12 protein-coding genes and 2 tRNA genes are annotated in these 13,185 nt (G+C 64.5%); 8 read left to right on the forward strand and 6 right to left on the reverse strand.

Features of this window, described 5'->3' with window-relative positions:
• Window positions 1-74: 74 nt before the first annotated feature.
• The 3 genes from panC to pcnB all read right to left on the reverse strand — a co-directional run bounded on the left by panC (window position 75) and on the right by pcnB (window position 3,473).
• Window positions 75-953, reverse strand: a complete 879-nt coding sequence (gene panC / locus THIMADRAFT_RS10740; protein ID WP_007193056.1) for a pantoate--beta-alanine ligase — start codon at window positions 951-953, stop codon at window positions 75-77.
• 254 nt (window positions 954-1,207) lie between these two features.
• Entirely contained in the window at window positions 1,208-2,011 is an 804-nt protein-coding gene (panB, locus tag THIMADRAFT_RS10745; protein ID WP_007193057.1) for a 3-methyl-2-oxobutanoate hydroxymethyltransferase, read from the reverse strand.
• Window positions 2,012-2,105: 94 nt separating this feature from the next.
• Window positions 2,106-3,473: a polynucleotide adenylyltransferase PcnB gene (gene pcnB, locus THIMADRAFT_RS10750; RefSeq protein ID WP_007193058.1), complete on the reverse strand. Its 1,368-nt coding sequence runs from the start codon at window positions 3,471-3,473 to the stop codon at window positions 2,106-2,108.
• A 168-nt stretch (window positions 3,474-3,641) separates the two neighbouring features.
• Between pcnB and THIMADRAFT_RS10755 the strand changes: the two genes are divergently transcribed.
• Window positions 3,642-3,716: transfer RNA gene (locus THIMADRAFT_RS10755), tRNA-Glu, on the forward strand.
• A 317-nt stretch (window positions 3,717-4,033) separates the two neighbouring features.
• Here the strand turns inward: THIMADRAFT_RS10755 and ffh are convergent.
• Complete coding sequence (gene ffh, locus THIMADRAFT_RS10760; protein ID WP_007193059.1) at window positions 4,034-5,440, reverse strand: signal recognition particle protein; 1,407 nt, start codon at window positions 5,438-5,440, stop codon at window positions 4,034-4,036.
• A 392-nt stretch (window positions 5,441-5,832) separates the two neighbouring features.
• Between ffh and THIMADRAFT_RS10765 the strand changes: the two genes are divergently transcribed.
• Window positions 5,833-6,648 (forward strand): cytochrome C assembly family protein, encoded by an 816-nt coding sequence (locus tag THIMADRAFT_RS10765; protein WP_007193060.1) that lies wholly within the window; start codon window positions 5,833-5,835, stop codon window positions 6,646-6,648.
• Here the strand turns inward: THIMADRAFT_RS10765 and THIMADRAFT_RS10770 are convergent.
• Both THIMADRAFT_RS10770 and arsS read right to left on the reverse strand, forming a co-directional pair.
• Window positions 6,645-7,301 (reverse strand): TIGR04282 family arsenosugar biosynthesis glycosyltransferase, encoded by a 657-nt coding sequence (locus tag THIMADRAFT_RS10770; protein WP_007193061.1) that lies wholly within the window; start codon window positions 7,299-7,301, stop codon window positions 6,645-6,647. The genes THIMADRAFT_RS10765 and THIMADRAFT_RS10770 overlap by 4 nt on opposite strands.
• Window positions 7,302-7,335: 34 nt before the next feature.
• Window positions 7,336-8,295, reverse strand: coding sequence for an arsenosugar biosynthesis radical SAM (seleno)protein ArsS (arsS, locus tag THIMADRAFT_RS10775; RefSeq protein ID WP_007193062.1), 960 nt, complete (start codon window positions 8,293-8,295; stop codon window positions 7,336-7,338).
• A 134-nt stretch (window positions 8,296-8,429) separates the two neighbouring features.
• Here arsS and THIMADRAFT_RS10780 point away from each other — a divergent pair.
• The 6 genes from THIMADRAFT_RS10780 (at window position 8,430) to THIMADRAFT_RS10805 (ending at window position 13,153) form a co-directional block, all read left to right on the forward strand.
• Window positions 8,430-8,505, forward strand: a tRNA-Ala gene (locus THIMADRAFT_RS10780).
• A gap of 211 nt (window positions 8,506-8,716) precedes the next feature.
• Window positions 8,717-9,922 carry a tyrosine-type recombinase/integrase gene (locus THIMADRAFT_RS10785; protein WP_007193063.1) on the forward strand — a complete coding sequence of 402 codons (1,206 nt, stop codon included), beginning with the start codon at window positions 8,717-8,719 and terminating at the stop codon, window positions 9,920-9,922.
• A complete protein-coding gene (locus THIMADRAFT_RS10790) occupies window positions 9,919-10,413 on the forward strand; it encodes a hypothetical protein (RefSeq protein ID WP_007193064.1) in 495 nt (164 codons plus the stop codon). Before THIMADRAFT_RS10785 ends, THIMADRAFT_RS10790 begins: the two co-directional genes overlap by 4 nt.
• Before the next feature lie 122 nt (window positions 10,414-10,535).
• A complete protein-coding gene (locus THIMADRAFT_RS10795) occupies window positions 10,536-10,772 on the forward strand; it encodes a helix-turn-helix transcriptional regulator (RefSeq protein ID WP_007193065.1) in 237 nt (78 codons plus the stop codon).
• Between the two features lie 303 nt (window positions 10,773-11,075).
• Window positions 11,076-11,564: a hypothetical protein gene (locus tag THIMADRAFT_RS26625; protein WP_007193066.1), complete on the forward strand. Its 489-nt coding sequence runs from the start codon at window positions 11,076-11,078 to the stop codon at window positions 11,562-11,564.
• Window positions 11,561-13,153 carry a YfjI family protein gene (locus tag THIMADRAFT_RS10805; RefSeq protein WP_007193067.1) on the forward strand — a complete coding sequence of 531 codons (1,593 nt, stop codon included), beginning with the start codon at window positions 11,561-11,563 and terminating at the stop codon, window positions 13,151-13,153. Before THIMADRAFT_RS26625 ends, THIMADRAFT_RS10805 begins: the two co-directional genes overlap by 4 nt.
• The last annotated feature ends 32 nt before the right edge of the window (window positions 13,154-13,185 follow it).

Raw genomic sequence — 13,185 nt, forward strand, 5'->3', positions numbered from 1 at the left:
ATCCTCCGAAAGGCCGGTCCGGCCGCGACTTCGTGCCCTGGACGAAGCGCTCTCGATCTTAGAATCGGCGTAGTTTACCGCAGCGTTTGTTGCGGCGCAGCATTCGTGTCGGACTGCACCCTGAGATTGTCGATCAAACGCGCCCGGCCAAGATAGGCTGCGGCGAGGATCACGAGATCCCGGTCGCTCTCCGTGGCCGGGCGTAAGTCGTCGGTCGTGCACACCCGGATATAGTCTGGGGTCAAACCGGCCTCGCGCAAAGCGTCCTCCGCCTCCCGCTCAACCAACGCGACGGCATTCCCTGCCAGCAAGGATTCCCGAGCCTGCGTCAACACCCGCCGCAGCGCCGGCGCGCGCGCCCGCTCCGACGGCGAAAGGTAGCCGTTGCGCGAGCTCATAGCGAGCCCGTCGGGCTCCCGAACCGTCGGCACCCCGACGATCTCCACCGGCATGGCCAGATCCTCGACCATCCGCCGGATCACCAAGAGCTGCTGGAAATCCTTCTCGCCGAACAGCGCGACATCCGGCTGCACCATATTGAACAGCTTACAGACCACCGTCGCCACCCCGCGAAAATGTCCGGGACGGCTCTCGCCGCAGAGGACATCGGAGAGCCCCGGCACCTCCACGCGCGTCTGCGCCTCGCTGCCGCGCGGGTAGACGGTCGCGACACCGGGAGCAAACAAAAGGTCGCAACCCGCCGCCTCGAGCAGCTCCCGATCGCGCGCCAAGGTCCGGGGATAGGCATCCAGATCCTCGGCGGGGCCGAACTGCATCGGATTGACGAAGATGCTCGCAACCACCCGCTGTGCACGCGCGCGGGCCTGCGCGACCAAGGCCAAATGCCCGGCATGGAGATTCCCCATCGTCGGGACGAAGGCCACGCGCTCGCCGGCCACACGCCAAGCAGCCACCTGCGCCCTCAAGCCTTCCACGGTTTCGATCGTGTTCATCGTCCTGTTCCGCTGCGGCGGCTTAAACCGCGCCCAGCGCGGTATGCGTAGTTTGTTGGATTGGCTTGGCCGCACCGTCCCCGATCATCGTCGGAGCCGGCGCAGTTTAGGGTATTGAAAAACCAACAATTCCAAACCGCGTTCCCGCTAAGGGCCGTGGATGCACCCAACGTCGAATTCACGCGAAAGCGAGCATCTCGCACTGGACGCGGTTGAGTTTGCCTGGTCATCTCGGCTTCGGCATCGATCTGTCGTCAATACGATGTCTCGTCGGGACCGGGGAACTCGCGCGCCTTGACCGCTCGGACATAGGCCGCGACGGCATCCCCGATCGAACCCTGCCCGGCCATGAAGTCTCGACTGAAGCTCGGAGGCCGACCCGGATTGAGTCCGAGCATGTCGTACAGAACGAGCACTTGGCCATCGCAACCGGCCCCGGCACCGATTCCGATGACGGGAATGCTCAGCATCGAGGCGATCTCCGAGGCCAAGGCAGCGGGGACGCATTCCAAGACCAGGAGGCTCGCACCGGCCTCCTGCATGGCAACGGCATCATGCCGGATCGCCTCGGCCGAGGCATGGTCCCGACCCTGAAAACGATAACCGCCGATACGGTGCACCGATTGAGGCAGAAGACCCAAATGGGCGCAAACCGGCACGCCCTGCTCCGTGAGACGCCGGACCGTATCCAACATCGGCGCCCCGCCTTCGAGCTTCACGACCTCCGCCCCGCCCTCCTGCATCAACCGCCCGGCCGCGTCGATCGCACGCTCGGGCGTCGCGCAGGCGAGAAAGGGGAGATCCACGACGAGCAGCGCACGCCCGCGTCCGCGCGAAACACAGGCGGCGTGATAGACCATCTGCTCGAGCGTGACCGGGACGGTCGTGCGGTGCCCTTGGAGCACCATCCCGAGAGAATCCCCCACCAGCATAAGCTCCACGCCCGCACCTGCGAGCAGGCGCGCGAAGCTGGCATCGTAACAGGTGAGACAAGCGATGCGCTCGCCCTTCGCCTTCATTGCGGCGAGCGTGGCGACCGAGATCGGCGCGAGAGACATGATCGACTCCGAAGATCAGGTAAGATGTCAGCGAGGATAGTGACCGAGATCGAGCAACGCTACCCTGCGCCGGATCGCGTCCGAATCCGAAGATTCAGCCTCCCCCCTTCACAACACCCGTCGCATCCGCCCCGGGGGTAGCGTCACCCGATTTGCGGCGCCGCGGACGACGCCGCCGCCGTTTGGCGCTGCCCTCGGTCATGGTCGCGCGCTCCGCGCCGCTCGCTTCCTGAAAGCGCGTCCACCAGGCCGCCAGCTCCGGATCCGCCTCGCCGGCCTCGGCACGCAGGACGAGGAAGTCGTAAGCGGCCCTGAACCGCGGATGCGTCACCAAGCGTTGCGGGCGCTTGCCGTCACGCTGCTCGAGCCGCGGCTGCATCGACCAGATCTCGCGCATCGGCAGCGAAAACCGCTTCGGAATCGCGACGAGCGATTGCTGCTGCGTGCAGATCTCGCTCGCCGCCAGAAACATCGCCTCGTTGGCGGCCTCGCCGCCGGCCAGATACTCCTCGAAACGCTGGCGGACCGGCTCCCAGAGGAGTACGCCGAACAGGAAGGCCGGTGTCACGGACTTGTCCTCGTGCAGCCGCTTGTCCGTATTGGCCAAACCGCGACTGACGAAGGTCAGCGGAAAACCCTGATCTTCCCGCGCCAAGCAGTCCTCGGTCGCCGGGAAGAGCTCTCCGAAGAGCCCGTACTGGCGCAGCTTCTCGAAGACGCCGAGTCCGTAACCCGAATGAAAGAGCTTGATCAGCTCGTCGAAGAGCCGCGCCGGGGCGATGTCGGCAAGCAGGTGGGCGAGATTGAACAATGGCTCCTCGGTCTGCCGCTCGATCGTAAAGCCGAGCTTGCAGGCAAAGCGCACCGCCCGGAGCATCCGCACCGGATCCTCGCGATAGCGCTGCTCGGGATCGCCGATCAAGCGCAGACGTCCGGCCTTGATGTCCTCGAGCCCGTCGGCGTAATCGATCAGCGAAAAATCGGCGATGTTGTAGTAGAGCGCATTGACCGTGAAATCCCGGCGCAAGGCGTCCTCGGCAATCGTCCCGTAGGTGTTGTCCCGAAGAATCCGACCGTTCTCCATCTGTCGATCGTTGTCGTCGCCCTCCGACGCGACGGTCGTGCCCCGAAAGGTCGCGACCTCGATGATCTCGCGCCCGAAATGGACATGCGCCAACCGAAAGCGCCGCCCGATCAGGCGACAGTTGCGAAACACCTGCCGGACCTGCTCCGGGGTGGCATCGGTCGCCACGTCGAAATCCTTCGGCTCGTGACCGAGGAGCAGATCCCGCACGCCGCCGCCGACCAGATGGGCTTGAAAATTCTCTTGTTTGAGACGGTAGAGCACCTTGAGTGCGTTCTCGCTGATGTTCGCGCGCGAGATCCCGTGCTCGGGCCGAGGCACGATCAAAGGGCTCGCCGCGATCGCGTCCGGGCTCGTATTTTGGAAAGGTTCCTGCATCACCTTTTAGGAGGACTTCCTGATCGCTGGGGCCGCACTCATGAAGGCGTCACCCGGTGCCGAGCACGACGGGGCGCAGAGTTGCAGCCATTGGTAAGACAAAGGTCACAGCCGGCTTGTAGAGCGCCGTGATGCGCGTATAATACGCGTTTCTACACCGCAGTACCTGCTCCCTTCGTCTAGCGGTTAGGACGCTGGCCTCTCACGCCGGTAACAGGGGTTCGAACCCCCTAGGGAGCGCCAAACCCAAGCCGATGATCTCAAAGTCTATTTGATCCGATCATCGCATCGACTCCGGATTTCCCCGTCCAACGTTCGCCACTCGTCCCGGCGATCGCCGAACCGTGACGCCCCGAACCGTGACGCCGAAGGCTCGCGGCCGCTTTACCGCACGCCGACGCAGCCGAGCGCATCCGGCAAGGTCCGGGACGAGGCCCCGAGCGGAGTGGGCATCGCAGCGACTTCGGTGACACAGCCTCTGTCGGAGCACCCACAAGCCACCCCCTTCGGCGTGCGGTGCCGGGCCGAACCGGCACCGCACGACCGTCGAGGCCGGCGAGCTACATCGGGAATCCACCCGGCGGCATGCCGCCCGGAGGGAAGCCCCCACCCGGCGGAAAGCCTCCGGGCATGCGCCCCTGCATGGAGCGCATCATCTTGGCCATGCCGCCGCCCTTCATCTTCTTCAGCATCTTCTGCATCTGAGCGAACTGTTTGAGCAGGCGGTTCACGTCCTGCACCTCGGTCCCCGATCCCGCAGCGATGCGCCGCTTTCGCGAACCCTTGATGACAGCGGGAAAACGACGCTCCTGCGGCGTCATCGAGTTGATGATGGCGATCAGCTTGCCCATCTCCTTATCGCTGGCCTTGCTCTTGACGTGGTCGGGGATCTGCCCCATCCCGGGGAGCTTGTCCAGAAGACCCATCATTCCGCCCATGTTGGCCATCTGATCGAGCTGCTCTTTGAAATCGACCAGATCGAACTCCTTACCCTTCTTGAGCTTCTTGACCAGCTTCTCGGCCTTGTCCTTGTCGACCTTGGCCTGGACCTCCTCGACAAAGGAGACGACGTCACCCATCCCCAAGATGCGCGAGGCAACCCGGTCCGGATAAAAGGGCTCGAGCGCCGTGGTCTTCTCGCCGGTGCCGAGGAACTTGATCGGCTTGCCGGTGATTTGGCGGATCGAGAGGGCCGCACCGCCGCGGGCATCGCCGTCGGTCTTGGTGAGCACCACGCCGGTGAGCGGCAGGGCCTCGTCGAAGGCCTTTGCCGTGTTGGCCGCATCCTGACCCGTCATGGCATCCACGACGAAGAGGGTCTCGACAGGCTTCAACGCGGCATGAACCGCCTTGATCTCGTCCATCATGGCCGAGTCGACATGCAGCCGGCCGGCGGTGTCGACGATCAGCACATCCTTGAAATGCTTGCGCGCGGCATCGAGCGCGCGCTTGGCGATATCGATCGGGTTCTGATCCGGCGTGCTTGGATGGAACTCGGCCCCGACCTCGGTCGCGACCGTCTTCAGCTGCTCGATGGCGGCCGGGCGGTAGACGTCGCAGCTCACGACCATCACCGACTTGCCCTGCTTCTCCTGCAGCCAGCGCGCGAGCTTCGCGACGCTGGTCGTCTTGCCCGAGCCCTGCAGGCCCGCCATCAGCACCACCGCCGGCGGCTGTGCGGTCAGGTCCAACTGCTCGTTGGCCTGCCCCATCAGCTTGACCAGCTCGTCGTTGACGATCTTGATCATGACCTGACCGGGCGTCAGGCTGCGGGTCACGGTCTCGCCGAGCGCCTTCTCGCGCACCTCGTCGACGAACTGCCGCACCACCGGGAGGGCAACGTCGGCCTCCAAGAGCGCCATGCGCACCTGGCGGACGGTTTCTTTGATGTTCTCTTCGGTCAGACGGCCCTGACCGCGCAGATTGTTCAGGACATCGCCGAAACGGTCCTGGAGATTCTCGAACATAAGGTGGACCTCGATCATCGCCGGGCTGCGATGCCCGCACGGATATTCGATCTGAATTAGACCGGCGTGGGCCCGGCCTGTCGTGAAAGTTCCGAGTATAATGCTCGCCACCGGCAGGCGATACGACAAGGCCCCGTCTCGACGACGTCAGGTTTGCGCGAGCCCTGTGCACGATCCGACTTAAACCGCGTCCGGAGCAAGATGCTGACTTTCGAGTGAGCTCGACGTTTGATGCATCCACGACACTTAGCGGGGACTCGGTTTAAAATGATATATTTTTTAATGTCTTAAACCGCGCAGGCTCCAACGGTCGCCAAGCCTACCGGGGCCGATCCCATCCACAAACATCGCAGACCGCGCCGGGCGCGGTTTAGGCCCATCGGTTTCCATCTATGACCCATACCCTCATCGCCATCGTCGCCATCCTCTGCTACTCGGCTGCCGCCGCCTTGATCGGCATGCGTTTGTTCCGCAAGACCGACGGATGGACGCCGCAGCGCCCGCTGGTGCTCGGGCTGATCTTCGTCGGTCTCATGCTCCACAGCTGGCTTCTCTGGGACAGCATCTTCAGCCATGCCGGGCTCAATCTCGGGTTCTACAACGCACTGGCGCTCACGACCTGGACCATCATCACGCTGCTGCTGGTGTCGAGCCTGACCAAACCGGTGGAGAATCTCGGCCTGCTGCTCCTGCCCGCCGCGGCCCTGAGCCTGATCTTGGAGGCATCGTTCGTCGATGTCGGCTTCATGCGTCCGAGTGCGGATTGGCCCCTGAAGATCCATGTCCTGCTCTCGATGCTCGCCTACAGTCTTCTCACACTCGCCGCGGTGCAGGCGATCCTGCTGGCCGTGCAGGACAGCCATCTGCGCAGCCGTCATCCGGGCGGTTTCGTGCGCACCCTGCCGCCCCTTCAGACGATGGAAAGCCTGCTCTTCGAGATGATCACGGCGGGCTTCGTACTCCTGACCCTGGCGCTGCTGAGCGGTTTCGCCTTCCTCGAGAACATGCTCGCGCAGCACCTCGTGCACAAGACGGTGCTCTCGATCCTGGCGTGGCTGATGTTCGGCGGACTGCTCATCGGACGGTTCCGCAAGGGCTGGCGCGGCCGGACCGCGATCGGCTGGACACTCGGGGGATTCGTCGTGCTGATTCTCGCCTACTTCGGCAGCAAGGCCGTCTTGGAGCTGGTCCTGCAACGCGCCGCTTAGGCTTCGGTGCGACAGCCCGTCGGTTCGGCGTCGCCTCGATCGGCATCGAGGCGACGATAGCGCAGGAGATCCTCGGGCCGATCCAGATCCCACAGGCTCGCAAGCTCGCGCCAACGCAACCCCAACGACGCCATGCGACGCCGCGTGATCGCGGCGACGCGATCTCCTCCCCACGGCATGTCCTCGAACAAGGTCGGTGCAGGGGCTTTGAGCCCGAGCAGCACATAACCACCGTCCTCGGCCGGGCCGAGAACCGCGTCAGACTCGGCAAGCGTCGCCAATGCCGATGCGCAATAGTCGGCGTCAAGCCCCGGGACATCGGCGCCGACGAGAAGCACCGCGTCGGCACGACCCAGCGCATCCTCGGCCGCCGCGCTCAAGCGCTCTCCGAGATCCTCGCCCTGCTGTGTTCGCAGCGCGACACCCTCCGACTCGGCAAGGTCTCGAAACAGCGGATGTCCGGGATCGGGCGAGCACCAGAGCTCCACCGGGGCGAGGTGCGCACCCGAGAGCCGCCGAACGAGCCGCTCGAGAAGGTCGCATGCAAGCTGCGCAGCGCCTGTAGGCCCCAGCGCCGGGATCAGGCGGGTCTTTACCTGTCCCGGGATCGGCGCCTTGGCGAAGATCAGGATACGGGCATTCGGATAGCGCACCGGCCTGCCCTCGGGATGAGCCGGGCCGCTCGCCTCAAGCCAAGGCCCCGCCACAGCTGCTTCCCTGCCCGGCCGTGCAGCCGTAGCAATGCTGCGCGGTACGGATGCGCAGACCCTCGAGCCCATCGACATCGACCTCGGAGATGTGCAAGCGCCGCGTGTCCCGCTCGAGCCCAAGACCGAGCATCTGATTGAAATCGCAATCGAAGACGAAGCCCTGCCAATCCACGCTGATCAGGTCGCGACACATGACGGCGTCGAGATTCTCCGCACGATAGGCGCCCTTCAGAAGGGCCATATAGTCGGCAAACTGCCCGGTCGACTGGAGCAGACTGCCGAAGCGCTTGACCGGCATATTCGTGATCGTCAGCAAGCGACTGAATACAATCCCGTAACGCTCGCCGAGAACGGCCCGATAGTCGGCCTCCAGGGCACACTGAGCAGGCGGCAAGGTCGGACCCTGCGGGTTAAACACCAGGTCCAGCTCGAGAGCGCTGCCGTCCACCCCGTAGCCCAGGCGGTTGAGTTGGCGAAGACCGGCAATGCTGGCCGCGAAAACGCCGTTGCCGCGCTGGGTATCGACGTTCTCCTCCAGATAACAGGGCAGGGACGCAATAATCCGAACGCCTTGATCCGCCAAGAAGGCCCCGAGATCCTCATGGCCGGGCTCCGAGAGGATCGTCAGATTGCAGCGGTCGATGACCTCCGCGCCCCGGCGCCGACCCTCGCGCACCAGACGACGAAACTCCGGGTGCATCTCCGGTGCACCGCCCGTGATGTCGAGCGTGCGCACGGGGTGCCGGTCCAAGAACGCGAGCACCGCCTCGACCGTCTCCTCGCTCATCGACTCGGAGCGCTTGGGTCCCGCGTCGACATGGCAGTGACGGCAGCTCTGGTTACAGCGATAACCGAGGTTGATCTGCAGGGTCTGCAGGCGACGCCGGTCGATCGCGGGAAAGTCGGAGGGGAAGAGCAACGGCAGGGAATCCAGCATGCGCACTCCGGTAGGATCGTCGGGAAGGGTTGCAGGGCTTGTTTCAAGACGCCGGCACGGTGCACAATGCGCCGTCGGCGGCCCTTCTCCCGGAACAGAGTCGGGGCGAATCGTCGCCGAAACAATCAGACAATGGGGCCGTAGCTCAGCTGGGAGAGCGCCGCGTTCGCAATGCGGAGGTCAGGGGTTCGATCCCCCTCGGCTCCACCAAAGACCGACTTGCAGTGTCCCGACATGGACACTATGAGACAAGAGACCCGCCCCGAAAAGGCGGGTTTTTTTATGCCCTTACGCTTGTGAGATTGTCCATTTAGGGGTAGATTGTACCAGGACAGGACGCGGTTTAGTCCACTAACATCCGGGGTACCGTGGGGGTAGATTTCCGGGGTACATCGGAAACACGGAAAGGATATACCCCCAAATGCCCCTGACAGACGCCAAGGTCCGCAACGCCAAGCCGGCCGGCAAGATGTTCAAGCTCTACGACGAGCGCGGCCTATTCCTCATGGTCGCGCCCGAAGGGGGCAAGCTGTGGCGGTTCCGGTACCGCATCGACGGCAAGGAAAAGCTGCTCGCCTTGGGTGGCTACCCCGACGTGGGACTGAAGGAGGCCAGAGAGAGACGCGACGATGCCCGAAAGCTGCTCGCTGCCGGGGTTGATCCGGGTGCAGCACGCAAGGCGCAGAAAGCAGCGCGGATCGAGCGCGCGACCAATTCGTTCGAGGTGATCGCTCGGGAGTGGTTCGCGAAGAACGAATCGACGTGGGCACCGAGCCACAGCACGCGCGTCTTAAGGCGCATGGAGCGTGACATCTTCCCCTGGATTGGCGGCTCCCCGATCGCAGACCTGAAAGCCCCCGAGATCCTCGCGACCGTCCGACGCATCGCAGAACGCGGGGCACTGGAGACCGCGCACCGGGCGTTGAGCGACATCGGCCAAGTGTTCAGGTTCGCAATCTCCACCAGCCGAGCAGACTCGGATGTTACCCGTGATCTGCGCGGGGCACTCCCGACAGCACAGGACGGGCACTTCACGGCAGTGACAGACCCAGTGGAAGTCGGCGCGCTGCTGAGGGCATTGTGGGGATATGAGGGCACGCTGACTGTTAAGTGTGCGCTGCGGCTCGCTCCGCTTGTCTTCGTTCGGCCGGGAGAGCTGCGGGCGGCACGATGGGCAGACTTCGACCTTGACGCGGCCGAATGGCGGTTCACGGTAAGCAAGACCGACACGGACTTGATCGTCCCCCTCAGCCGTCAAGCCGTCGAGATCCTTCGGGAGATCGAGCCGGCCACGGGGAATGGTGAATATGTCTTCCCGAGCGCACGCACCCCGCGACGGCCGATGTCCGACAACGCCATCCTGTCGGCGATGCGGAGGATGGGCATACCGAAAGAGACCGCGACCGGGCACGGCTTGCGCGCAACGGCTAGAACACTGCTCGACGAAGGACTCAAGTACCGGCCAGACCTGATCGAGCACCAGCTTGCCCATGCAGTGCGGGACGCGAACGGCCGAGCCTACAACCGCACGAGCTACCTGGACGAACGGCGCGCGATGATGCAGGAGTGGAGCGACTATCTCGACAAGCTGCGCATCGGCGCGAACGTGCCCCCGGGCGCGGCTTGAGCGAGCCATTCACCGCGATCGACTGGCACCTGATCCAAGAGGCGGAGGCCGGCAACCGCGAGGCGCTCCGCGTCATGGCCGGCGAGTGCGTGGAGAGCCTGACCAGGATCAAGGGCACCGACCCCGCGACTGCGTGGCTGGCGGGCATCATGGCGCGGATCGCGGAGGGGCAATCCCCGGATCAGGCTTTCGGTTGGAAACGCGAAGGCAAGCCGAAAGGGAATCTAGCCTTTCTGCAATGGAACTATGCCCGATGGGTCGAGACGCTGATCGCCGAGCACGGGGTTGCAACACTGGACGCCGCCAAGGAGATCGTCGGGCGCGCTGCCGGAAAGTCCGGCGAGGACGGCGGCACGATCGACAAGGCTTGGAAGAAATACAGGCGAGTGCAGATACCCGACGACATTTTCCCGATACCCGACGAAGTTTTGCGGCTTGTGCTGAAGCTCGACGAGCACATGAGGGCGGAGGTCGCTCGCCTCGCCCGCTAGCACCACCCCCGCAAAGGGGGAACTAACCCCGCGATTTATCTCCCCTGACTACATCGACCCGTGGTGTTTCACTTCGCTGCGTCGGCCATCTTCGGCCATCGCATCGCGAGAGGTAACACCACGTGCACGCACCGTCCGCATTGCCAGAAACCGGCTTTCTCCGCCTTAAGCAGATCATCGGCGACCCCGACGCCAACCCGCCCGTCCCGCCCTTGGTCCCTGTCAAGAAAAGCACTTGGTGGAAAGGCTGCGCCAACGGCACCTATCCGGAGCCAGTCAAGATCGGCCCCCGCGCTACCGCATGGCGGGTCGAGGACATCCGCGCATTCATCGAGAAGTGCGGCCGGGCCGCGGCTTGAGGGGTGCCGAAATGAGCCGACGCACCCGAGACCGCCGAGCCGCCCGCCGCGCCAAGACCGAAAAACGCTGGCCCGAAACGAGAAACGCCCAACCGGGGGGCATCCGGGCGGGCGTTGAAGAAGCAGCATCGGCAGAGTATTGTTCAAACCGTCGCGAGAGCCCTGCAAGGCGTCTCGCGCAAAGCTCCGACTAGGCACAGTCGCGAGCACCGGCGAGAAGATGATAGCGCACCAACTTGCGCCTGTCGTCTGTCGCCATGCCCGCAGCCCGGTCGGTTTCCGAGATCATTGGAGACCACCAACATGACCACCGACTTAAACCGCCTACCGCCCGAGGTCCGGGCGCACATCGCTTTCCAGGCCCCGCCGTCCGGTACCCGCGTTCACGCCCTTCTGAACAGACTTGAGGGCGTCCGCGCTGCCGGGGATGGCAAATGGTCCGCCCGCTGCCCCGCGCATGAAGACCGATCGCCGTCATTGTCCGTGCGCGACACCGGCGAGCGTGTGCTGCTGCATTGCTTCACAGGCTGCGAGTCCGAGGACGTGTTGGCCGCGCTCGGGCTGACGTGGAGCGACCTTTACGAAGACCGACTGGACGCCGCGCGCTTCGCACAACGCCCGAACAAGGCACTTCGCCGCCGTATGGCCGACCTTGATCCGCTGGAGGTCGAGCGCGCCGTGCTACGTATCGCCGCTACCGAGATCCGATCCGGTCGCGTGCTCGGTGTCGAGGATCAGGCCCGCGTCGAGGTTGCCCGCGAGCGACTGAAGGCATGGGAGGGAGCGCGATGAGCACCGCACCCGTCTACAAGTTCGACCCCGATGAGCTGGAGCGGCTGGCTGGCGTGGAGCCGGCAAACGAGCCCGTCGCCCCACCAGCGGAGCCGGAGGAATGGCCGAAGATCCAGCCGATTCCTGCGACGCTCTACCCGGTCGATCCGTTCGACATGGCGCTATTGCCCGAGTCGCTGCGAGGCTGGATCGCCGACGCCGCGGAGCGGATGCAATGCCCGCCGGACTTCCCCGCAGTGGGGGCAATGGTGGCCCTGTCGTCCGTAGTCGGGCGCAAGTGTGTCGTCAGGCCCAAACGGTTCGATGATTGGGAGGTTGTGCCGAACCTGTGGGGCGCAGTGGTCGGGCGCCCGGGGATTATGAAAAGCCCGGCGCTATCGGTCGCGCTCAATCCGCTGGATCGGCTACAGACCGCGGCCCGTGACGCGTTCAAGGATCAAGTCTCGCAGCATGAAGGCGCGGAGATCATCCGTGAGATGCAGGCCAAGGCCGCCAAGGACCAGGCTCAGAAACTGGTCAAGGGCGGCAAGATCCTTGAGGCTGAGGCCGCGCTGCGTTCGATGGGAGGGGATGAGGGCGACCCGCCCGCGCTGCGGCGATACAAGGTGACAGACACGACGGTCGAGGCACTGGGGGAGATCCTCATCGACAACCCGTGGGGCGTCCTGGCCTACCGCGACGAACTTTATGGGCTGTTGCGCGGGCTCGACAAAGAGGGTCAGGAGGGCTCGCGCGCCTTCTATCTACAGGGGTACGACGGCAACCAAGGCTACACCTTCGACCGGATCATGCGAGGCAAGAACCTGCACATCGAAGCCGTCTGCGTGTCGATGCTCGGAGGCATCCAGCCGGGCAAGCTGAAGTCATTCATCCGTGAGGCCGTCACCGAGGGTGCGGGCGACGACGGGCTGTTGCAGCGATTCAGTTTGATGGTCTGGCCCGACCCGTCGCGCGACTGGAAGAACGTGGACCGCTGGCCCAACACCGACGCCAAGGCCAGCGCCTTCAAGGTCTTCGAGAAGCTCGATGGGATCAAGCCGGACACCGACCCCGACACCGGGCGAGATGTCCCGTGGGTCTACCGCCTGTCGGAAGCCGCGCAAGAGCTATTCGACCACTGGCGTGCAACCTCTTTGGAGCCTCGCCTGCGGGATGGGTCGATGCACCCGGCGCTGGAGTCGCACCTCGCGAAGTATCGAAAGCTGGTGCCCGCGGTCGCCTTGGTTTGTGCGCTGGCGGACGACGAGGAAGCCGTGAGCGAGGCGTCGATGCTGCGTGCGCTGGCGTGGGCGGGGTACCTAGAGTCGCACGCACGACGGATCTACGGAGCAGGGACCGGCGCCGACGTGGACGGGGCAATCGCCCTGCTGGCGAAGATCAAGGCCCGTGCAGTAAGCGACGGATTCAAGGCGTCCGACATCTACCTGAAAGGATGGGCGGGGGTGGCGGGCGTCCAGGCGACGCGTGACGCCCTGCGGATCTTGTGCGACTTGGGCTATCTGCTGCATGTCTCGACCAAGCCCGGCCCTGCCGGCGGGCGCCCGTCCGAGGCATATCGGATCAACCCCGCAGTGTTCGGGGGGCGCTGATGGGTACCTACCTCGATCGCCTGAAAAATCTG

Origin of the sequence: Thiocapsa marina 5811 (assembly GCF_000223985.1) — a bacterium.
GTDB classification, from domain to species: domain Bacteria; phylum Pseudomonadota; class Gammaproteobacteria; order Chromatiales; family Chromatiaceae; genus Thiocapsa; species Thiocapsa marina.

Excerpts from the sequence above, each read along its gene's own strand:
- pcnB (WP_007193058.1), bottom strand. The coding sequence starts at position 3,473 with ATGCAGGAACCTTTCCAAAATACGAGCCCGGACGCGATCGCGGCGAGC.
- THIMADRAFT_RS10785 (WP_007193063.1), top strand. The coding sequence starts at position 8,717 with ATGCCCCTGACAGACGCCAAGGTCCGCAACGCCAAGCCGGCCGGCAAG.
- THIMADRAFT_RS10765 (WP_007193060.1), top strand. The coding sequence starts at position 5,833 with ATGACCCATACCCTCATCGCCATCGTCGCCATCCTCTGCTACTCGGCT.
- arsS (WP_007193062.1), bottom strand. The coding sequence starts at position 8,295 with ATGCTGGATTCCCTGCCGTTGCTCTTCCCCTCCGACTTTCCCGCGATC.
- THIMADRAFT_RS26625 (WP_007193066.1), top strand. The coding sequence starts at position 11,076 with ATGACCACCGACTTAAACCGCCTACCGCCCGAGGTCCGGGCGCACATC.
- ffh (WP_007193059.1), bottom strand. The coding sequence starts at position 5,440 with ATGTTCGAGAATCTCCAGGACCGTTTCGGCGATGTCCTGAACAATCTG.
- panC (WP_007193056.1), bottom strand. The coding sequence starts at position 953 with ATGAACACGATCGAAACCGTGGAAGGCTTGAGGGCGCAGGTGGCTGCT.
- panB (WP_007193057.1), bottom strand. The coding sequence starts at position 2,011 with ATGTCTCTCGCGCCGATCTCGGTCGCCACGCTCGCCGCAATGAAGGCG.
- THIMADRAFT_RS10805 (WP_007193067.1), top strand. The coding sequence starts at position 11,561 with ATGAGCACCGCACCCGTCTACAAGTTCGACCCCGATGAGCTGGAGCGG.